Annotated in this window: 15 protein-coding genes; 3 read left to right on the top strand and 12 right to left on the bottom strand. The window is 54.8% G+C overall.

The window, feature by feature from the left end; translation table 11 throughout:
* Nucleotides 1-43 precede the first annotated feature (43 nt).
* The 9 genes from FOE74_RS03335 to FOE74_RS03295 all read right to left on the bottom strand — a co-directional run bounded on the left by FOE74_RS03335 (nucleotide 44) and on the right by FOE74_RS03295 (nucleotide 12289).
* Nucleotides 44-985, bottom strand: coding sequence for an NHL repeat-containing protein (locus FOE74_RS03335; RefSeq protein WP_149097173.1), 942 nt, complete (start codon nucleotides 983-985; stop codon nucleotides 44-46).
* Nucleotides 975-4970, bottom strand: coding sequence for an AAA domain-containing protein (locus FOE74_RS03330; protein WP_149097172.1), 3996 nt, complete (start codon nucleotides 4968-4970; stop codon nucleotides 975-977). The genes FOE74_RS03335 and FOE74_RS03330 overlap by 11 nt, the downstream gene beginning before the upstream one ends.
* Before the next feature lie 237 nt (nucleotides 4971-5207).
* Nucleotides 5208-6161, bottom strand: a complete 954-nt coding sequence (locus tag FOE74_RS03325; protein WP_149097171.1) for a ComEA family DNA-binding protein — start codon at nucleotides 6159-6161, stop codon at nucleotides 5208-5210.
* Between the two features lie 752 nt (nucleotides 6162-6913).
* The gene (locus FOE74_RS03320) at nucleotides 6914-7813 is read right to left on the bottom strand and encodes an SDR family oxidoreductase (RefSeq protein ID WP_149097170.1); all 900 of its coding nucleotides are present in this window, start codon (nucleotides 7811-7813) and stop codon (nucleotides 6914-6916) included.
* Between the two features lie 9 nt (nucleotides 7814-7822).
* Nucleotides 7823-8443 (bottom strand): peptidylprolyl isomerase, encoded by a 621-nt coding sequence (locus FOE74_RS03315; RefSeq protein WP_188686296.1) that lies wholly within the window; start codon nucleotides 8441-8443, stop codon nucleotides 7823-7825.
* A gap of 74 nt (nucleotides 8444-8517) precedes the next feature.
* On the bottom strand, nucleotides 8518-9462 hold the full coding sequence (hemC, locus tag FOE74_RS03310) for a hydroxymethylbilane synthase (protein ID WP_149097168.1): 945 nt from the start codon (nucleotides 9460-9462) through the stop codon (nucleotides 8518-8520).
* A gap of 9 nt (nucleotides 9463-9471) precedes the next feature.
* Entirely contained in the window at nucleotides 9472-10593 is a 1122-nt protein-coding gene (locus FOE74_RS03305; RefSeq protein ID WP_149097167.1) for a DNA polymerase III subunit, read from the bottom strand.
* 151 nt (nucleotides 10594-10744) lie between these two features.
* Nucleotides 10745-11977, bottom strand: a complete 1233-nt coding sequence (locus tag FOE74_RS03300) for a GlmU family protein (protein ID WP_149097166.1) — start codon at nucleotides 11975-11977, stop codon at nucleotides 10745-10747.
* Nucleotides 11978-12046: 69 nt separating this feature from the next.
* On the bottom strand, nucleotides 12047-12289 hold the full coding sequence (locus FOE74_RS03295) for a type B 50S ribosomal protein L31 (RefSeq protein ID WP_149097165.1): 243 nt from the start codon (nucleotides 12287-12289) through the stop codon (nucleotides 12047-12049).
* 171 nt (nucleotides 12290-12460) lie between these two features.
* Between FOE74_RS03295 and FOE74_RS03290 the strand changes: the two genes are divergently transcribed.
* Nucleotides 12461-12970 carry a phosphoribosyltransferase family protein gene (locus FOE74_RS03290; protein ID WP_149097164.1) on the top strand — a complete coding sequence of 170 codons (510 nt, stop codon included), beginning with the start codon at nucleotides 12461-12463 and terminating at the stop codon, nucleotides 12968-12970.
* A gap of 1454 nt (nucleotides 12971-14424) precedes the next feature.
* Here FOE74_RS03290 and FOE74_RS03285 read toward each other — a convergent pair.
* The 3 genes from FOE74_RS03285 to FOE74_RS03275 are packed head-to-tail and all read right to left on the bottom strand — an operon-like array spanning nucleotide 14425 to nucleotide 17119.
* Nucleotides 14425-15513 (bottom strand): MlaD family protein, encoded by a 1089-nt coding sequence (locus FOE74_RS03285; protein ID WP_149097163.1) that lies wholly within the window; start codon nucleotides 15511-15513, stop codon nucleotides 14425-14427.
* Nucleotides 15514-16287 (bottom strand): ABC transporter ATP-binding protein, encoded by a 774-nt coding sequence (locus tag FOE74_RS03280; protein ID WP_149097162.1) that lies wholly within the window; start codon nucleotides 16285-16287, stop codon nucleotides 15514-15516.
* A gap of 19 nt (nucleotides 16288-16306) precedes the next feature.
* On the bottom strand, nucleotides 16307-17119 hold the full coding sequence (locus FOE74_RS03275; protein WP_149097161.1) for an MlaE family ABC transporter permease: 813 nt from the start codon (nucleotides 17117-17119) through the stop codon (nucleotides 16307-16309).
* Between the two features lie 511 nt (nucleotides 17120-17630).
* Here FOE74_RS03275 and FOE74_RS03270 point away from each other — a divergent pair.
* Complete coding sequence (locus FOE74_RS03270) at nucleotides 17631-18227, top strand: non-canonical purine NTP diphosphatase (protein WP_149097160.1); 597 nt, start codon at nucleotides 17631-17633, stop codon at nucleotides 18225-18227.
* A gap of 76 nt (nucleotides 18228-18303) precedes the next feature.
* Entirely contained in the window at nucleotides 18304-18927 is a 624-nt protein-coding gene (locus tag FOE74_RS03265) for a uridine kinase family protein (RefSeq protein ID WP_149097159.1), read from the top strand.
* The last annotated feature ends 64 nt before the right edge of the window (nucleotides 18928-18991 follow it).

Genomic DNA, 18991 nt, shown 5'->3' with positions numbered 1-18991 from the left:
GCTGCCATTTGGGGTTGATTCTAACAAAACACGCCTGAAACGTTTACTTCTTCAGACTGAGCATGAACAGCCGGCCGGCTTCATTGGAGATCATCATATCAGTGTCATTCACGAAGACGAGGCCTTCTGCCTGGCCCACTTTGCCCAACGGGATCTGCTCTTTCTTGCCTTTGAACACACCTTCAGGGGTGTCTGCCTCAAAGAGGTAGACCCAGCCTTCGCCCAGCAGGGCAATGTGGCGGCCATTGGGCGAGATATCTGCGGCGGTGATCTTGGTGGTGATCTGCAAGCTGTCCAGGGGCTGCACAGTTTGTGAGGCACCGGTCTGGTTGGCTACCTTGTACAGCTTGACCCAGTCGCTTTTGCCGCGGTTTTTGGTAAACAGGTAAAAAGCGTTGTTGTGCATGAGAAAGCCTTCCACGTCAAAGTTCAGGTTCTGCTTGCTGGGTGGGAACTCGGTTTGGTCGGCGTACTTGAACGGGATGGTGCCCACCACCTTTTTGGCTTTCTCGTCTACCTTCAGGATCTGCAGGTCTTGGCGGGTGTTCTCGTTGTTGCCCATATCCCCTATGTAGAGAAAACCGTCTGAACCGCGGGCCACGTCTTCCCAGTCATTGTTCTTGGCACCCTGCACGTTCATGGTTTCCAGCAATTCGCCCGACTGGTTTATCTTGTAGAGCACCGCTTCATTGCCGGCATCTGGGTGCGTCCAGTAATTGCCGTCAGAGGAGGTTTCCAGGCCAGAGCTTTCAGGCACTGACTTCTTCCCCATCTTGCTCATCTCCAGCAGGTCATAGGTATTGTTCACAGCAAACCCCTCGGTAGCGGGGTTCTTGTCTTTCTTCTTCTTGCCTTCTTTTTTCTCTTCTTTCTCAGTGGTAGCGTCAGCGGTAGCGGCTTCTTCGTTTTTTGAGGATCCGGCGTCACAGGCAACGGCAATCAGCAGACACAGACCGGCGGTGATTTCAAGCAGTTTATTCTTCATAGTTATGGGACAGTTCACTTAATTTCTGCCAAACCTGTTGGGGCTGGCTCCAGAACTGACGGCTGTACACGGCCCCGTATTTCCAGCCCCGTGCCTGGAGGCGCAGGGGCACATCAGCGTGAGAGGCCTTGGCGGAAGGGCGGCGGTAGTACAAATCGTCGTCGGTAAGTACTACGGCCCCATAGTGGTTGCCGTTGCGGAAAGTAAGGTCTGCAAAGGGAAGTTCCAGCGACAATGCAGTATTAGTACCATTTTTGCCAAACTGCGCCAATAACGCCGGGTACAGCAGCAGCGCCGATGGAATGGTAGTGCCCGGCGAAGGCTGAGGCGTGAACCCTTGCTCGCTCACCTGGCGGGCAAAGGCCAGATAGGCCTGCAACAGTTGAGGGCCAGGATGTTTCACGTTCTCCACCGGGAACTGCTCGGGCCACAGGCTGGTCACCACGTACACCCGCTTGATGGCCCGCGTGATGGCCACGTTCAGGCGGTTCTCGCCCTTGGCCGCGTTCAGGCTCCCGAACAGGGCGCGCACCACCCCGGTGGCATCTGGCGCGTAGCCGATGGAGAAGATGATGTACTGCCGCTCATCTCCCTGAATGTTCTCAATGTTCTTGATGATGAGTTCTGGGGGCAACGTCCTGTTCTGCGCCAGGGCGTGTTCTTCCAGCAGATCCTGCACCAGCTGTTGCTGCGGGAAGTTGAAGGTGATGACCCCGATGTTGGTTTCACCTTGGCCCAGCAGCTCAAACACCAGGTCGCGCACGCGCTCGGCCTCCACCCTGTTGGTCTGGTTTTCCCACACGCCGTCTACCTTCAGGTATTGCAAGGCGGGTTCTGCGGTGTTCATGGCCTCCAGTTTAGGAATCAACTGCAATTTACCGCGGTAGAAATGCTGGTTAGAGAACTGGATCAACTCTGGGTACTGGCTGCGGTAATGCTCAGAGAGCAAAGTCTGCGGCAGGTGCAGCGCGCTCAGTTGCAGCAGAGACTCCACCAGCAGCTCCTCGGTCTCTTCTTCCTCACTCCCGAAGCGCACGCGGTACAGGTCTGACGGCCCCAACTGCTGTTCATCACCGGCAATCACGGCCTGAATAGCCCTGATCATGGCCGGGATGCCCACCTCCGCGAAGCACTGCGAGGCCTCATCAAAGATCACCAGATCAAACACCCGCTCCAGCGGAAACAGCGCCGACACCGTCTCCGGCGAGGCCAGCCAGCACGGCAGCAGTTGCCTGATCTCCTGCCCGAACTCGGCATTCAGTTTGCGCAGCGGGTAGAGCATGCGTTTCTTGCTTACCTGCGTGAGCAGCCTCCGGTACGTGACAGGGTTGCCCAGCCGGTTGTACTCCATGTTCTTGTAGGTCTGCTCGCGCAGGTTCAGCAAGATAATCTGCCGACTGAGGTCAGCTTTCTGCCTGATTTTTTCCTGCAGTTCAGTTTCCAGCCGCTCTATCTCGCCGGTACTCACGATGGTCAAAACTGGATTCTGGTCTTCCAACTGCTGGAGCCAGGCCAGCAGCACACTGTTTTCCAGCGCCGCCAGTTGGGCTTCCACTCCCTCGGGCACCGCCCCGCGCAGTTCTTCCAGCCAGGCCTTGAGTTCCGGGGAGAAGGTGTGCACCAAGGCGTCAAACGACACCATCCGGTCAAAGTGCTCCCCCAGGCTCTGCGTCAGTTCCTGCCTGGCCGCAGGGTTGGTGGCAATGGTTTCTATCTGGGACGGGGTAAGCCATGCTTCCCATTCCTGCAGTTGCTCTTGCAGGCTTTGAAGTTTAGGCAACGTTTGGGCGAAAAGGGCTTGGAAACGCCCCTCGGGAATGGTCAGGAGCTCGTCGGGCAGCACGTCATAGGTGATGAGCCGCTGCACCGTTTTGCGCAGTTCCCATGCAACGGGCAAGGCTTCCAGTTCCTGGGCGGCCTCGCTACTGAAAAGATCTACCGGCAGGGCCAGCGTTGGCTCCAGTTCCTGCAGGCGTTGCCATTGGGCTTGCAGCGCCTCGCGGTTTTTCACGGCGGTGCGCAGATGCTCCACGGCCGTGTCTGCCGTTGGCAGGTTCTTGCTTTCCGCGAACGCGGCTAATTTCTTTTTATCCGATGAGAAGTTCCACTGGATCTTGCCGAAGAACCCGCTGTGCGCCTGGTCATAGGCGGCCAACAACAGCGCCAGTTCCTGGGCCTCTGCGGGCGTGAGTTGAATGGGCGTAGCCGCCGTTTCTTTCTGGAGTTGCGCTACTTGGGCTTCGCGCGGCTGGTACTCTTTGGTTTGGGCCAGGTTCCCGAAAAACAGCCGGGAAACCGTTTTGTCTTGTAGCGTTTGCTGTATCTCCTGCAAGGTGGTCAGTTCCTGCAGCAGGGCCTGAAGCGCATCCCAGGGTTCGGCCTGGGCCGGGAGCAGGGCTTGCACCTGGGCGGCGGTGGCTTGCGCCGTAGCCGGAATCTGGGAGAGCAGCTGGGTTAGTTTCTGGCGCTCGGCCCAGGTATGGAGGTGGAAAGAGCGGCGGTCGGTCCAGGGGAAATCAGGGCTTTGCAGCAGTACCGCGTCTTGCAGGTAGTGCAGCAGGCGCGGGCGCCATTCCTGCCAGGTGGCGGCGGTGAAATGAAGGTACACGCCCTCGGCGGGCAGGTGCGGCGCGCGCGGGTTGCTGCGCAAATACAATTCCTTCGGCGACCAGCCGCAGGTCTGGGTGTCAAACAGGGCTTCTTTGAGGCTGTTGAGGCGTTCACTTATCTGGTTGATGCGCCTGCTGGCCTCCAGGAACTGGCGCTCCGCCTGGATGTTGCCCAGCGCCACGTTCTGCCGCTGGTATTCCTCTACCTGCTCCACCTGCTGCCGGATTTTAGAGAAAACCGCGGGCCGGTCCAGGTTCAGGTCATGCACCAGGGCCGAGAATTGATTCAGGCCGGTAGTAGACAGGCGCTGGTACACCACATCCAGGGCGGCGCGTTTCTGGCAGACCACCAGCACGCTTTTTCCCCGCGCCAGGTAATCAGAGACCAAGTTGCAGATAAGCTGCGACTTGCCCGTACCCGGCGGCCCCTGCACCACCACGCTTTGGCCGGATTTCACTTGCCGCAACGCTGCTTCCTGCGAGGCGTCGGCGTCAAAGGCGGTGAAGAGCTGTTGCTCCAGGTGCGCCTGCGCCGAGGTTTCCTGCGTCTGGGGCAACAGCAGTTCCTCCAGTGACTCAGCGGGCGGGTTTTCCAGCAGGTCATCGTAGTCGGCTAACTGGTAGGAACCGGCTTGCGGGAAGATGCCCAGAACCGCCTCGGGCTGCAGTTTGAGCTGACCTGGCTTCCAGGTTTTCTCCAGGTCTTCGCGTTTATAGGCCTTAAACGGCTGCAACACGTCTTTGAGCAGTTCCTGGTTGAAGTTGATCTCCAGGTTGCTTTCCTTCAGAAGCTCGTAGAGTTGAGTCCGGAACTGGAGGTCATCGGTGGGAAACTCGTCAAAATCCTCTTCCATGAGCGCCTCGTCGGGCTTTAGGTTGAGGTAATGAGCGTAGGCCAGCAGAAAGCTTTTGTTGAAGAAGCCGGGCGCGTCCTCGGGCCGAACCAATTGCCAATGGCGTTTCTCATTCACGCGCAGTTCCACGGGGAAAAACAGCAGCGGGCAGCGCACCAAGGTTCCGTCTGGGAAGGCGCCTTCCACCATGGGCCAGCCAATGAACAACTCTTTCGCGCCCCGCTCCTCCCAGATCATGTGCGCCCGCCGCTGAATCGTCTTCAGGGCTTTGGTGAGTGGTGCCAGTGCCGCATCCCGGGCATCGGCCACGGCGCAGAGCGTGATGTTCTGCTTGTTGGCCAGCACCTCTTTCACGTAATCAAATGACGGGCCTTTGTGGGCGTGGTCCAGGGCGTGCAAATCCAGGTGAAGGCTCGCCGACGGCTTGAGCAGCACGAGCGAACGGTTGGAGCCGCTCAGGTTCAAAAGCCGGCGCTGGTATTGTTTGAGCAGGTGCGGAAGCGAAGTAGTGGGATTGGGCATAAGGAGTAAACGGTGGAGCGGGAAGGTATAGTACGAAGATTCTGCCCTTCTGGCGATTGAATTCCTATGCGGTCAAATTACGCAATACGGGTTGGAATCCCAATCAAGGGGTATGATTCACAATAAAGCAACCACCAAGCATTACCCTTTGTATGATTTTCCTTGACAATGGGCAACTGCCCCTACCATTCTTTCCTTTTTCAGGCTCTTTTTGGCATAACCCACCTAAACCACAAATCACGGCACCGTCACATACGCCTGCATCTTCTGGAAACGGGCTTCGTCCAGGATCTTGATTTTGCGCAGTTCCTCTACGCTGGGGTAAGGCCCGTGCTGCGTGCGGTAATTCACAATGGCTTTGGCCAAGTTGAACCCAATGTACGGGTGCTGCCGAAGTTCCTCAAATGTGGCGGTATTCAGGTTAAGTTTGCGGGGTGCGTAGGCCTTGGGCACGAAGCCGTACTTCCGGACGCTGTCTACCACTTCGGGTGCCAAACCGTACACTTCGGCCACTTGTTCCACCGAATGGAACCCGCCCATCTTCTCCCGGAACGCCACAATGCGCGCTGACAGTTTGCTGCCAATGCCTCTGATCTGTTTCAGTTGCGTGGTATCTGCGCTGTTAAGATCAAAAGGCTGCACTTCCCACTTTTTGCGGGGATATTCCGTTCTAGGCCTGTTTTCTGAAAAAGGGCGGGAAAATGGCTCTTTTTTGGGGTAGTTGCTAGCGTACCCCGGACTTTGGTCTGGCAGAAGAATGTACGGGTACCACTGCCGGAAAAGTGAATCAGGCAGACCGTAGATTTTCTGCAGTTGGGCTTTGCTTTTGAAGTCTCCGGCTTTGGCGCGGTAGTTCAGAATCCGCTGCGCGATGTATTTGTTCAGGCCCAGTTCCTGCCACTGCTCTACGGTGAGGTGGTTGGGATTGAACCGGTACAGTTTGATAGGTTTGCGTGCGTAGGATGCACTCCTCTCTGCCTCGGCCTCCGCTGCCTGGGTGTCTAGCTGCACCACCAGACTGTCCAATATCTGCTGGTCAGCGGTGGGGTCATACGGCACATCGTCCTGGAAAAAGAGAAAGGGGGCCGCTATGAGCCCCACCATAAGAACAATGAGAATAAAGAACTGCTTCAGCTCCCGCTGGGAAAAGGAAAAATAACCCTGGATAGCGCGGAGGAGACGGTTCAGCATAGATGCCTTCTACGATTCAAACATTACAAATGTTGAATATAGTAGTTCTATCTTGTAAAGTAACCCACTGGTGGATTGCAAGTTATCTACCTATCAGGCTTACTCCTAATGGCGTCTCACTTCCATGGCGCATCCTCTGACAAGCTAACAACAAGAGTCATCAATGGCCAGCAGTAACGTATTCCTTTCGTCCTGTCAGGGGACAAGCCGGGAAGGGCCAATCCGGTTATATGCTTTCTCTACACTGCCTGTGCCTTAGCAAGCACAGAGCTAAAGAACTCTTTATCTTCTTACTTCTCTACCGTTTTCTTTCTTCTTTCTTTTCTCTTTGTCATCCTGGAAGGATCTTGTGGGCGAACTAGAAAGGCTTTTCTGAAATACCATTACCGCACCTTACCTTTCCCTTTTTGATGGGGAAGCTGTTTAGTAAGGCCAAAACAAAGTACCCTTTCCGCTTGCTGCGTGTTCTCACCAGCAAGCGGAAAGGTGTTTGAGCCGGGGTTGTGGGTGAAAACACTAACAAGGATAGCGGGGTGGTCAATTGTTCTGCTTTACTGAACAGCTTCGTAGACAAAATGAAGAACTTCTATGCTCAGTAGGCTCCAGGCCCTCTTTTACTTAAGCTACTAACTGCGCCTAACCTCAATACTGCCACCTCAAACTGTTCTATATCCTTAGAAACAGAAAGCCGTTCCGGGCCTGTTTTACAATAAACAGGCCCGGAACGGCTTTCTCATATCTTAACCAGTAGATTATATCTGCCCGGCTACAATGGCGATGCTTTCTTTGAAGGTGCGGGGCTGGTAGCCTAATTGCGTTTTGGCTTTGGTGATGTCAAACCCGGTGCGCGGCGGGCGTTTGGCGGGTTGCGTGAAGAGCGTGCCGTCTACTTCTTCAATCAGAGACTTGTCCAGGTTGAAGTACTCGGCTACCTGAATAGCCATCTGGTGCGGGGTGAGCAGCTCTTCCCCGGAGATATTGAAGATGCCTTGCGCATCGTGCTTGGCAGCGAGCCAGCAGCCTTGGGCCAGGTCCTCGGCCAGGGTGGGCGTACGCAGTTGGTCGTTTACTACTTTGATCTGCTTGCCTTGCTCCAGGGAGCCTTTCACCCACAGCACAATGTTAGAGCGGCCGTAGTCATGCACAATACCGAATACCAGAACGGTACGCAGAATAGCCCATTTGCAGGCAGCTTGCTTCACCAGTTCCTCAGCAGCCAGTTTGCTCTCGCCGTAGAAGTTCACGGGCGCGCCTTCGGCTTCCTCGGTATACGGGCCGTCTTCGCCATCAAAGATAAAATCTGTTGACACGTGGATGAGGTGCACGCCGTGCCGTTCTGAGGCTTTCACCAGGTTCTCCACGGCGTCTACGTTCTGCTTCCAGCACTCCTCGCGCTGGCTCTCGCAGTCATCTACGTTGGTCATGGCGGCCGTGTGGATGATGTGCGTAGGCTGCGTCTCCGCGATTACCTTTTCTACCTGCTCCGCATCGGTCACGTCCATGGCGGCAAACGCCACGTGCGGGTATAACTGGGCCAACTTGTTCTGGCCCCGCGAGGAGGCAATGAGTTTCACGCTGGACTCCGTGTGCAGCAGGCCAATCAATTTCTGCCCCAGCAAACCGTTGGAGCCGGTAATAAGGATCGTCTTCATAGCGGAAGTTTATTCGTAGCGGTATCCGTACAATTTAGTGATTTTCTTTTTAGGCATCTTGTCGGCGGTCACCTTCATCTTGATATCGGTGGTGGGGCGGTCACGGTAGTCTTTGGGCTGCTCCGCGATTTTATCAATGACCGAAAGACCGTCAATCACCTGGCCATACACGGTGTATTGGTTGTCCAGGAACGGTACTCCCTCCTGGTTTTCTACTAGATAGAACTGCGAGCCACTGGATTCGCGTTTGGGGTTCATCTGGTCGCCCATGCGGGCGGCGGCCAAAGCACCGTACACGTGCTTGTGGTGCGGCAGAATCTCCGCGGGAATGGTCTTACCCGGACTGCCCGCCCCGTCGTTATGGGGATCATCGTCTTTGGAATTGGGGTCTCCGCCCTGGATCATGAACCCGTCAATGACCCGGTGGAAGGTGGTGCCGTCATAGAACTTGTCTTTCACCAGCTTCAGGAAATTCTCGCGGTGCTTTGGCGTGTCTTCAAACAACACCAGGCGCATGGTACCCTGCGGGGTAGAGATGGTGATCAGGTAATCTTTCTTGCTTTTCTTCTGGGCCATGCCAGCGGTACCCAACAGTACCAGCAAAGCAACTAAGAGCAGACTTCTTTTCATGGGTGTTTTCAGGAAATCAGGTCAAGAACAGCACCTTTGGCCAGAGACCAAGGCTCTGCTTGCCAAGGGTACGGTTAGGATTTTTCGGCTTTGATAGATTGAAGGATTCTGTCACCGCCCTGGCTTAGCACGGCGTGGGCCAGCTGCTCGCCCATGGCTTCGGCCTGGCCTGAGGCAGCGGTTGTTTCCTCCAGAATCAAATGCTTCCCGTCTAAGCTGATGATACCGGCTTTAAGCGTTAATTCCTCTCCCGCCAGGGTAGCCAACGCAAAAGTAGGAATGCTGCAGCCGCCTTCCATGGTACGCAGGTACGCCCGCTCCGCCAGGAGGCAGAGGTGGGTAGGCTTATGGTCCAGCGCCAGTTTCAGGGCCAGCTTGCGCTCCAGGGGCAACGTTTTGGCGCACTCAATGGCTATGCTGCCCTGGCCGGCGGCCGGAATAAAGGTATCAAGGGGCAGGTGCTGCGCGATCATGTGGTCATACTGCATGCGGGCCACCCCGGCATAAGCCAGGAGGATGGCGTCATACTGTCCGTCTTTCAGTTTCTGGATGCGGGTCTGCAGGTTGCCCCGGCACTCAGCGGTGATCACGTTGGGGTAAAAGCGCTTCAGGATGGAGCGCCGGCGGGTAGACGAGGTGCCAATGACTTGCTGGCCTTCGCCCAACTTGAACAAAGGGTCAAAGGAGATCACCACGTCATGCACTTTCTCCCGCTCCATAAACGCCAGCAGTTCCAGGTCCTCTGGAATGGTAGACTGCACGTCTTTGGCGCTGTGCACGGCTATATCAGAAGTGCCGTTTCTGAGGCTTTCTTCCAATTCTTCGGTGAAAACGCCTTTGGCGCCAATCTTATCCAATGATTTGTCTAACACCAGGTCTCCCTTGGTGGTAATGATCACCATCTCCACTTCCATGCCATTGGCGCGCAGGGCATCTGCCACGTGGTGGGCCTGCCACAGAGCCAAACGGCTGCCACGGGTGGCAATACGGATAGGAGACGTAGTTGAAGCTGTTTCCATGTTCTTTCTTTATGCCACTGGCCTGATGAGCTGGGCAATTTGAATGGAGGTATTTAAAAAAGTGATTTTAGGGTGTGCGTTCCGTTCAATGTGGTAGTGCGCGTCATTGAGTTCCTGGGTGAGTTGTGCCCCGTTGCCCTGGTGGATGAGTTTGGCGAACTTCTGCACGAAGTCCAGCTCCGGGGGCGGCAAGAACGCGATCAGTTTGCTGTCTACGCCATACAGGAGCACTTTTCTGAGCAGGCCCAAGGCAAATTGCAGGAAGTTCTTCTGGTTCTCGCGGCCCAGCTTCTGAAAATCCTCGCTCTGCTCCAGCACCCCGTCAAATTTATGGTTGTAGCACAGGCGCATCCAGCTCAGGAAGAACGTAAAGTAATCTGAGGTCATTTCCTGGCTCAGCACCCGGGCGGCCTGCAGGTTGCCATCGGCTAGCTGCACCACCTGGTAAGCCCGCTCCCGCTCGGTGCCTTGTTGCTCCAGCAGGTACTGGATTACTTCCTCGTCGGTAAAAGCGCGTACTTTCACCAGCTGGGTTCTGGACAGGATGGTAGGCATGATCTTGTCTATGGCGTTGCTCACCAGCAGGAAAACCGTGGCGGCCGGCGGCTCTTCCAGGAGTTTCAGCAAGGCGTTGGCGGCACTGGCGTTCATGAGCTCCGGCAACCAGATCACGATCACCTTGTATTTGGCCTCAAAGGCTTTGAGTGAGGTCATGCGCACCAGCTCGCGGCTCTCGCCCACCGGAATAGTGCCTTGCTTGTTCTCGGCGCCAATGAACTGCATCCAGTCATTGAGGGTCTGGTAGGGGCTGTCACTGAGGAAAGCGCGCCATTGGGTCACAAAGTTCTTGCTCAGGGCGTCCTGGTCTTTCACCTTGGTCACCGGCATCACAAAGTTCAGGTCTGGGTGGATGCGCTTGCTGATCTTGTTGCAGCTGGGGCACACGCCGCAGGAATCCCGGGGTTGGGGGTCTTCGCAGTTCAGGTACTGCGCGTAAGCCAGCGCCAGCGCCAGGTTGGCGCTTCCGTCTGCGCCCAGGAACAGCTGCGCATGGGCCACATGCTGCGCTGCCACCGAGTTCAGCAGCAGTCGCTTGGTTTCCTGGTGGCCGTAAATCTGGGAAAACTGCACGAAAAACGATTACTGTTAAAGAAACGAAGGCAGAGGAATCTGTCTCCCCGCCATTTGTCTGTAAAGATAGCCCTGATGGATGGTTTTTACCCTACTTTTCAGAAAATAGCGCAAAAGCCAGCCGTCACTGGGCGGCACCTGGCTTGCCCTCTTAGGCGGTGGTGCCCAATGGTTCTGCTTCCCAGGTGCGGCCGCGCTGGGTTTCCTCAAAAATATAGTCATAGATTCTGCGGTCCTCGGCGGTCACGGTCATGCCGCGGCGGTTTACCACGGCCTCTACCACCTCATAGAACTTGGGCAGCCGAAAGGTCTGCAGCTCGGTACCGCCGCCCCACGTAAACGATGGCACAAACGTAGGCGGGTATCCGGCCCCGAACACATTGGCACCCACGCCCACCACCGTACCGGTATTGAACATGGTGTTGATGCCGGTCTTGGCGTGGTCTGCCATGATCAGGCCACAGAACTGCAGGCCGGTGTCTACGAACTTCTCCTGGGCGTGGCTCCAGAGGCGTACTTTGGAATAGTTGTTCTTCAGGTTAGAGGTGTTGGAATCGGCCCCAAAGTTGCACCACTCCCCTACCACTGAATTGCCCAAGAACCCGTCATGCCCTTTGTTGGAATGCCCGAAGAACACGCAGTTGCTGATCTCGCCGCCCACCTTGCAGTACGGCCCCACAGTCACGTCGCCGCGCATCTTGCCGCCCATGTTGATGATGCTCTCCTGGCAGATGGCAAAAGGTCCCCTGATCACGGTTCCTTCCTGCACCTGGGCGTTTTTGCCGATGTAGATAGGGCCGTTCTCCGCGTTCAGGATGGCGGCTTTAAACTGGGCACCTTCCTCAATGAAGATATTCTCTGGGTTGTAAGCTACCGTGAAGGGATCTGTGATAGGTTGGCTCACGCGCCCCTGGGTCACCAGTTGGAAGTCTTCCCGTATCTGCGGACCGTTCCACCGGAAAATCTCCCACAGTTGCCTCACCACCCCGTGCGGCAACAGTTCCACCTGGGCTTTATCACCGGAGGCCGCAAGTTGGTACACCTCTTCAATGGTGCTCAGCTCCTGCTCGCCGGCGTTCAGCGCAACCAGCAGGTCCTCGCAGAACAGGGAGCCACCCGCAGGCAGTTGCTGTATCTGTTCCCAGAGGGGAGCGGTGGGGCACACGGCACCATTAAGGTAAAGGTGAGGACCTGGGCCCAGAGGCTGGTTGAATTTGCCTTGCAGGTAGCCTTGGGTCAGGTAATAAACTTCTCCCTGGGCATATTTGCTCCATTTCTCTGCAATGGTTAAAATACCAATGCGGATCTGCGCCACGGGCCGGGTGAACGTAAGCGGCAGCAGGTTGGCCCGCAGCGCCGGATCATCAAAGAGAATAGTGTTCATCTGACAAAAATAAAAAAGTCTCCCTGATTTTTCAGGGAGACTTCTTATACGCAGAACCTAAAATAAGGCTTATTTCTTGTAACGCTGCTTGAACTTGTCAATACGTCCGGCAGTATCCACGTAGATGTTTTTACCGGTGTAGAACGGGTGCGAAGCAGAAGAAACCTCTACTTTCACTACCGGATAAGTCTTACCGTCTTCCATGGTGATGGTCTCATTGGAGTTCATGGTAGAACGGGTGATAAATTTGAAATCTGAGGAAGTGTCCTGGAAAACTACTTCTCTGTATTCAGGATGGATGTCCTTTTTCATTATTCTATATTTTTAACTACGGATTTCTGGAATAGGACTGCAAAAGTAAGGCATTGGCCGCACATTTAAAACCTTTAGCAGAAATATTTTCAGGTTTGACTTTGCAAAGATACGCAGGATATCTGGTTTGGGGAATTATTTGGTAATTTAGCCCTGAAATAGCTACCTCCCATGGTCTTTACACAAGAGAACCGCATCCTGGACCACCACCAGATCCTACAGAAAATCAAGCGCATGGCGTTTGAGATCTATGAGCACAACTTTGAAGAAAAGCAGCTGGTCCTGGCCGGCATCCATGAGAACGGCTATTTTCTGGCGCAACGCCTGGCGCAGGAACTCCGGGCTATCTCTCCGCTGGAGGTGACGTTGTTGGAGGTACGCCTGCACAAAACCGAGCCCCTCACCCATGACATTGCCATCTCGCCGGTTCTTCCCTCTTTGACCAATACTGCCGTGGTGCTGGTAGACGATGTGCTGAACACGGGCAAGACCCTGGCTTATACGCTCAGGGCCTTTCTAGACAAAGACTGCAAGAAGCTGGAGATTGCCACGCTCGTCAACCGCCACCACACCCGCTACCCTATCTCGGCTACCTACACCGGTTACTCTCTGGCAACTACCCTGCGGGAGCATATCAGGGTGGTGTTGGCGGAAGAGGAATGGAATGCGTATTTGCTGTAAGCGTTTTTAGGAGTGTTTTTAGGAAAATGCCCTAAAAAGGCGGTTTACGGAGAAGGGGTTTCTTCCGCTTAAAGCAGCTTTGTGCATGTCTTTCGCTATCCCCCTGGCATTTCCGCTTTCAGCGTTGATCCACACACTTTGCTGTTTCATCGCTTCCGCTAAGCGCTCATGGCCGCGGGGCCCCGCCTTCCGCCCTCACGCTGTGCCCTCTACTCCGCCCACTTCGCTCTCGCTCAGGGGCGGTCGAGTGCTAGGCGCTCAAGCGAAAAGCTGGAAATGGCCATGCGTCAAGGAATGATGGTAGCCCCCCAGATTTCCAAAACCTGGAAGGTCTTGGCTCCCCAGGGTGTCAGGGTTGCTCTGGCGTTACCCGTTGTTGGTGTTCTCACCAACAACCAAGACTGCCTCTTTCAGCCCTTTCTTGCGCTTAGGGAATTCTGTGCATGCCTTTTGCTATTCCTCTGGCATTTCCGCTGCTGGCGTTGATCCAAGTACGGCTTTTTCCATAGCTGCCGGTAAGCGCTCACGGCCGCGAGGCCCCGCCTTCCCTCCTCGCACTGCCCTTTCGGCCTGAGCTGTTCTTCTTTCTTAGTAGAGGTTTATCTAGGGCCAAAAGCGAGGCGCTCGAAGGAAAGACTGGAACAGGAAATACGTGGGAATTGAGTAGTTGACCTCACAGGTTTTCAAAACCTGTGAGGTCAACTACTTACGGTGTCAGGGTTTCAACATGGACCTCTATGGCGCTGGAAGTTTCTTCCGTGACATATGATTCAGATATGGAAATAGCCCAAGATAATGGAGAGCCTCAGGGGAAAGGCGTGGCAAGAGGAATCCCCTCTCCCTGGGGGAGAGGGCTAGGGTGAGGGGGCAGGGGCGTTTCAGGGCAATAGCCATTCCATCCTGAAATGCTTGTCCTTTAACCGGCAGGTATTGCATAGCAAAGGCAACCCCAGATAGAAACCTACTCCCCTCATCCTAGCCTTCTCCCTGAGGGCGAAGGAACGGCGTTCTTCCATTTTCGGCTTGATTTGTAGAGGGGAGCCGGAAACGCATGACCGGGTATACCACCCCATAAAATCTCTCTGGTTCAAGTTTTCAACTTGGACCTACTTTGACTGCAGTTTTCAACTGCACCACAAGACATGGAGTAACCCACATTGGCTAGAACTATTTCGTTTACAAACCCTATAGCCAAAGAAAACGGTTAGTTCCTGCCAGTTGTCTCTGAAGACCTCACAGGTCTTGGAGACCTGTGAGGTCTCTGCCACGGCTGTTTCCACCCTCCTTTCCAGGAAACATCTTTAATTTGAAAGGAAAGTCCTTTTAGAGGGCAGGCCTTTTAGAATAGAAGGAAAGAGCGTCTATTGCTCCTATCAAATAAGGCCGGCCCAGTTTTAGGCATGTTTTACAGAAACACGCCTTAAACTGGGCCGGCCTTATTTGATAATTGGCTTTTACTGCCTTGGAGACAGGGTATCGATTGGGGGTTTAACCAGGGCGGGCTGCTTCTTCTTGTCCTGGTTCTGCTCCAGCTTCTGTAGCCGTTGCTGACGTTCTAGCTCCCGTTCTTTTTGCTTCGCCTCGCGCTTGGCTTTTCTTCTGAAGAACCCGTTGAGCAGGATGCTGTGCTGCAGGCTTTCCATGTTGGCATCCAGCTTGTCGGTGCCGGCCTCCAGGTTCTGCATGGTCATCTGCAGGTCAAGGGCAAACTGTTCGTCGTTGAGCAGCACCCCCAGGGCATTGTTGTTGGAACCCAGCTTGTCAGTGGTGGTGCTCAGTTTGGTGGTGATTTGGTTCGTAGTGGCCATGACCTGCTCCAGTTGGGTCATGGTGGCACGCAGCCGGTTAAAGGTGACGGTGTCGGTGAGGAGGTCATCGGCCAGGCCGCCCTGGGTGTTGAGCTTGTTGGAGAACTGGGCCAGGGCTTGCGACGCCCGTACGCTGGTAGCCGAGGTCTTTTGCAGGTTGGCCAGAATGGCCTGGAAGTTCTTGGCCAGCTCGTCGTCGGTGAGCAGGGCACCGGCCAGGCCTTCGCCTTTGGCCAGGCTGTTGCTCAGGCCCTTGAAGTCATTGGTGATGGCCAGCAGGTTCTTGTTGTTCTGTTGCAGGGTCTCCAACATGGCTTCGGTGCTGAGCTGGCCGTCTGTAGTTAGGCGGTCACCGGCCTCTATGGAAGGCATTTGGGGGCTTCCGCCGTAGAGCACAATGGCCTTGTTCCCGATCATGCTCTCAGACCCGATCTTGGCTTTGGTGTCTTTCCGGATGTACTTCTGGGCTTCCTGGGTAATGTCCATGGTGATGGTCACCTGCGCGGGGCCGGCAATGGCAATGCTCTTCACCACGCCTACCCGCACCCCAGAGAAAAGCACCTGGTTGCCGACCTTGAGGCCGGTCACGTCATCAAACACAGCCGACACCGGAATGGTGGTGGTGAAACGTTTCTGTTGGCCGCCCAGGACAAAGATGCCCACTATCAGAATCACCAGTGCCAAAAACACGAAGACTCCTACAACAACGGCTCGCCTATTTTCTACTGCACTCATTTAGTTTATGAAATTGTAATCATGGAATAATTTCACCCGCTCATCTTGGGTGTTGAAGACCTCATCAAAGGTTCCTTGGCGCTGGAACTGCCCGTCCAGGAGCATGACCACGCGGTCGCCCACGTCTTTGGCGCAGGTGAGGTCATGGGTGATGATGATGGAAGACGTGTGGAAGCGGTCCTGCACTTCATTGATCAGGTTGTTGATGTCAATGCAGGTGATGGGGTCCAGGCCGGCGGTGGGCTCGTCATAGAGCATGATCTCAGGCTGCAGAATGAGCGTGCGGGCTATGCCTATCCGTTTGCGCTGCCCTCCGGAAAGCTCTGAGGGCATCTGGTTGATGGTCTGTGACAGGCCAACGGCATCCAGCACCACCTCCACCATTTTGTCTACCTCGGCCCGGGTGAGGTTGCGGCGGTTGCGCACCAGCGGGAACTCCAGGTTCTTTCTTATGGTCATGCTGTCATAGAGGGCGCTGTTCTGGAAGGAGAAGCCTATTTTCAGGCGCAACTGGTCCAGGTCGCGGCCTTTCAGCGTGCTTACCTCCTGCCCCAGCACGGTCACCCGGCCGGCGTCTGGCTTCAGAAGCCCGGAGATGATCTTGATCAGCACTGATTTCCCGGTGCCGGATTTGCCCAGCACCACCAGGTTCTCGCCTTTGTACAGGTCCAGGTCCACGCCCCGCAACACGTCCAGATCCCCGAAGGACTTTTCCAGCCCTCTGATGTTGATGACGCTGTTGGCGGTGTCTATGACGGGTGTCGTTTTCTTCATGGTCCTTCTCTTCTTTGGATTAACGCAGGGCCGTAATGATCTGCAAAGACAGCAATTCCTCTATAAAGACCAGGAACATAGCCGTAACTACGGAAGAATTGGCCGCCTTGCCTACGCCTTCGGTGCCTTTGGAAGAATGATACCCTTTATAACAGCCTACCACGCCAATGGTGAACCCGAATAAAGCGGATTTGATCACCGACGAGAAGATATCCAGGAAGGTGATGGCGTCAAACACCTGGGTGAAATACGTGGTAAAACTGGTGCCTTCATTCGCGTTCACGTTCAGGAAAGCCCCTAACAGCGCCACCAGCATGGTGTACATCATCAGCGCCGGAATCATGAACGTGGTGGCCAGCACCCGGCTTACCACCAGGAATTTGAAAGGGTTGGTGGCAGAGACCTCCATGGCCTCAATCTGCTCGGTCACTTTCATGGAACCCAACTCGGCCCCTATCATGGACCCAATGCGGCCCGCCCCTATCAACGCGGTCACCAGGGGCGCCAGCGCCCGCACAATAGCCAATGACACCAGAGAAGGCAGCCAGGACGTGGCCCCAAACTCGGCCAGCGACGGCCGAGACTGGTTCATGAACACGATTCCTATGATAAAGCCCGTGAGCGAGATGAGCGGCAAGGACTTCACCCCTATCTCAAAGCACTGCCTGATGATCTCCTTGAACTCATAGGGCGGCAAGAAGACCTCTTTGAAAAAACGGCCAATAAACGAAGCTATGGAATACAGTTCGGTGAACACGCGGTCCATTTTCCTGGAGAGAACGTGCGCCCGGGGCCGTCTTACCGGCTTTTCATCATTCGTATGAAACTTCATCTACGGTCTTTGTTTTGCTTCTGAGGCTTGCCCCTTCTCAGGAAAAGCCTGCCGCCAGGGTTCCTCTGCCCCAGGTGGCCTTTAAAGGCACTCTTTTGTAACGGCTTCCGGGGTGCTTCATTTGAAACAGAGCAGAATAAAACAGGCAGGTCCGCTACTAAGGGTAGTTTCTGCCGGCCCTGTTTTACGGTATGTTTCAGAAAAACAGCCCCTAAACCAACTCGGGCCCTAAAAGCCGGAGATAGAAGGTTGGTTCTGGCCACAGGTCAGGAAAGCCGCGGCAAAATTACATCAAAAAGCCTGATGACCTATTAAAAATATACCAGAGTTAAGAGAAGGAAGAACCGGGGGCAGTAGGTCTTTCCCGGGTTTTGCCCGGGTTCAGGGCAACAGAGACAGCCGAATGCGTTTTTTGGCCGTTTATACAAAAACCGCGGAAAAACATTTCTTTTTTGCACTACCCGCGGCGCCTAGTATCATTGCAGCACTTTACCTAAAACTGTACCCGCCTATGAAAATCTGCTTCGCCTCTAACAATGCACACAAACTAAAGGAAATCCAGCAGTTGCTGGGCCCACCCTTTGAGGTCATCAGCCTGGAGGCCCTGGGCTGCACCGAAGAATTAGCCGAGGACCAGGACACCCTGGAAGGCAATGCCCGGCAGAAGGCCGCCTACGTATGGGAAAAGTACCAGGTGCTCTGCTTCGCCGATGACACCGGGCTGGAGGTGGAGGCCCTGAACCAGGAACCCGGGGTATACTCGGCCCGGTACGCCGGACCCGCCCGAGACAACCAGGCCAACATGCAGAAGGTGCTGGACGGTCTGCAGGGAAAGGAAAACCGCAAAGCCCGCTTCAGAACCTCTATTGCCCTTATCCTGGAAGAAGGGGAAACCCATTTCTTTGACGGCATTGTGGAAGGGCACATCACCCAGGCCCCGCGCGGCGATCAGGGATTCGGGTATGACCCCATCTTTGTGCCCGAAGGCCATGACCGCACCTTCGCCCAGATGGACAGCCAGGAAAAAAACCAGATCAGCCACCGCGGACGCGCTGTGCAGCAATTGGTTTCCTTTCTGCAGCACCGGTATGTGCAAACCGGCACCTGAGTAAATTCTTTTGGTCCGGCATTAGGCTGCGTGCGCACAAAAAACTAATTTTGCATCCCGTAAACCATACGTATTTATGCATCAAAAGCCATTTATTGTAGGAATAACGGGAGGAAGCGCATCCGGGAAAACAACATTCCTGAGCAGACTACTGGCTTCTTATGCACCTGAGGAGATTTGCCTGGTCTCCCAGGATAATTATTACCATGACCGGGACAAACAGTTCAAAGACGAAAACGGCTTCTACAACTTTGACCTGCCCAGTTCCATTGACAGTGCCGCCTACGCCCATGACATTCTGAAACTGAGCAAAGGCGAGACCGTTTACCGCAAGGAATACACGTTCAACAACCCGGCCATCATACCGCGCCAACTGGAGTTCAAACCGGCGCCCATTGTGGTGGTGGAAGGCATCTTCGTCTTCTATTTTGAAGAGGTGGCCAAACTCCTGGACATGAAGGTGTACATAGACGCCAAAGAATACATCAAACTGCAGCGCCGCATCCTGCGCGACAAGGTGGAACGCGGCTATGACCTGGATGATGTACTCTACCGCTACACGAACCACGTGGCCCCCACCTATGAGAAATACATCAAGCCGTTCAAGAACGACGCGGATGTGATCATCCCCAACAACCGGAATTTTGAGGTAGGCCTGGAGGTTCTGGTCACGTATCTGAACTCCAAAATCAACAAATAACCTTTTTTAGCCAAAGGGGCACTTATCAAAAGCATCTGCTGTTCCACCCACAGCAGATGCTTTT

Source organism: Rufibacter glacialis (assembly GCF_008271745.1).
Taxonomy (GTDB): domain Bacteria; phylum Bacteroidota; class Bacteroidia; order Cytophagales; family Hymenobacteraceae; genus Nibribacter; species Nibribacter glacialis.
This window is presented reverse-complemented; position numbering and strand designations above follow the sequence as displayed.

What these genes read in the sequence shown, in the direction of transcription:
- FOE74_RS03335 (WP_149097173.1), bottom strand. Translation starts at nt 985, where the DNA reads ATGAAGAATAAACTGCTTGAAATCACCGCCGGTCTGTGTCTGCTGATT.
- FOE74_RS03330 (WP_149097172.1), bottom strand. Translation starts at nt 4,970, where the DNA reads ATGCCCAATCCCACTACTTCGCTTCCGCACCTGCTCAAACAATACCAG.
- FOE74_RS03325 (WP_149097171.1), bottom strand. Translation starts at nt 6,161, where the DNA reads ATGCTGAACCGTCTCCTCCGCGCTATCCAGGGTTATTTTTCCTTTTCC.
- FOE74_RS03320 (WP_149097170.1), bottom strand. Translation starts at nt 7,813, where the DNA reads ATGAAGACGATCCTTATTACCGGCTCCAACGGTTTGCTGGGGCAGAAA.
- FOE74_RS03315 (WP_188686296.1), bottom strand. Translation starts at nt 8,443, where the DNA reads ATGAAAAGAAGTCTGCTCTTAGTTGCTTTGCTGGTACTGTTGGGTACC.
- hemC (WP_149097168.1), bottom strand. Translation starts at nt 9,462, where the DNA reads ATGGAAACAGCTTCAACTACGTCTCCTATCCGTATTGCCACCCGTGGC.
- FOE74_RS03300 (WP_149097166.1), bottom strand. Translation starts at nt 11,977, where the DNA reads ATGAACACTATTCTCTTTGATGATCCGGCGCTGCGGGCCAACCTGCTG.
- FOE74_RS03295 (WP_149097165.1), bottom strand. Translation starts at nt 12,289, where the DNA reads ATGAAAAAGGACATCCATCCTGAATACAGAGAAGTAGTTTTCCAGGAC.
- FOE74_RS03290 (WP_149097164.1), top strand. Translation starts at nt 12,461, where the DNA reads ATGGTCTTTACACAAGAGAACCGCATCCTGGACCACCACCAGATCCTA.
- FOE74_RS03285 (WP_149097163.1), bottom strand. Translation starts at nt 15,513, where the DNA reads ATGAGTGCAGTAGAAAATAGGCGAGCCGTTGTTGTAGGAGTCTTCGTG.
- FOE74_RS03280 (WP_149097162.1), bottom strand. Translation starts at nt 16,287, where the DNA reads ATGAAGAAAACGACACCCGTCATAGACACCGCCAACAGCGTCATCAAC.
- FOE74_RS03275 (WP_149097161.1), bottom strand. Translation starts at nt 17,119, where the DNA reads ATGAAGTTTCATACGAATGATGAAAAGCCGGTAAGACGGCCCCGGGCG.
- FOE74_RS03270 (WP_149097160.1), top strand. Translation starts at nt 17,631, where the DNA reads ATGAAAATCTGCTTCGCCTCTAACAATGCACACAAACTAAAGGAAATC.
- FOE74_RS03265 (WP_149097159.1), top strand. Translation starts at nt 18,304, where the DNA reads ATGCATCAAAAGCCATTTATTGTAGGAATAACGGGAGGAAGCGCATCC.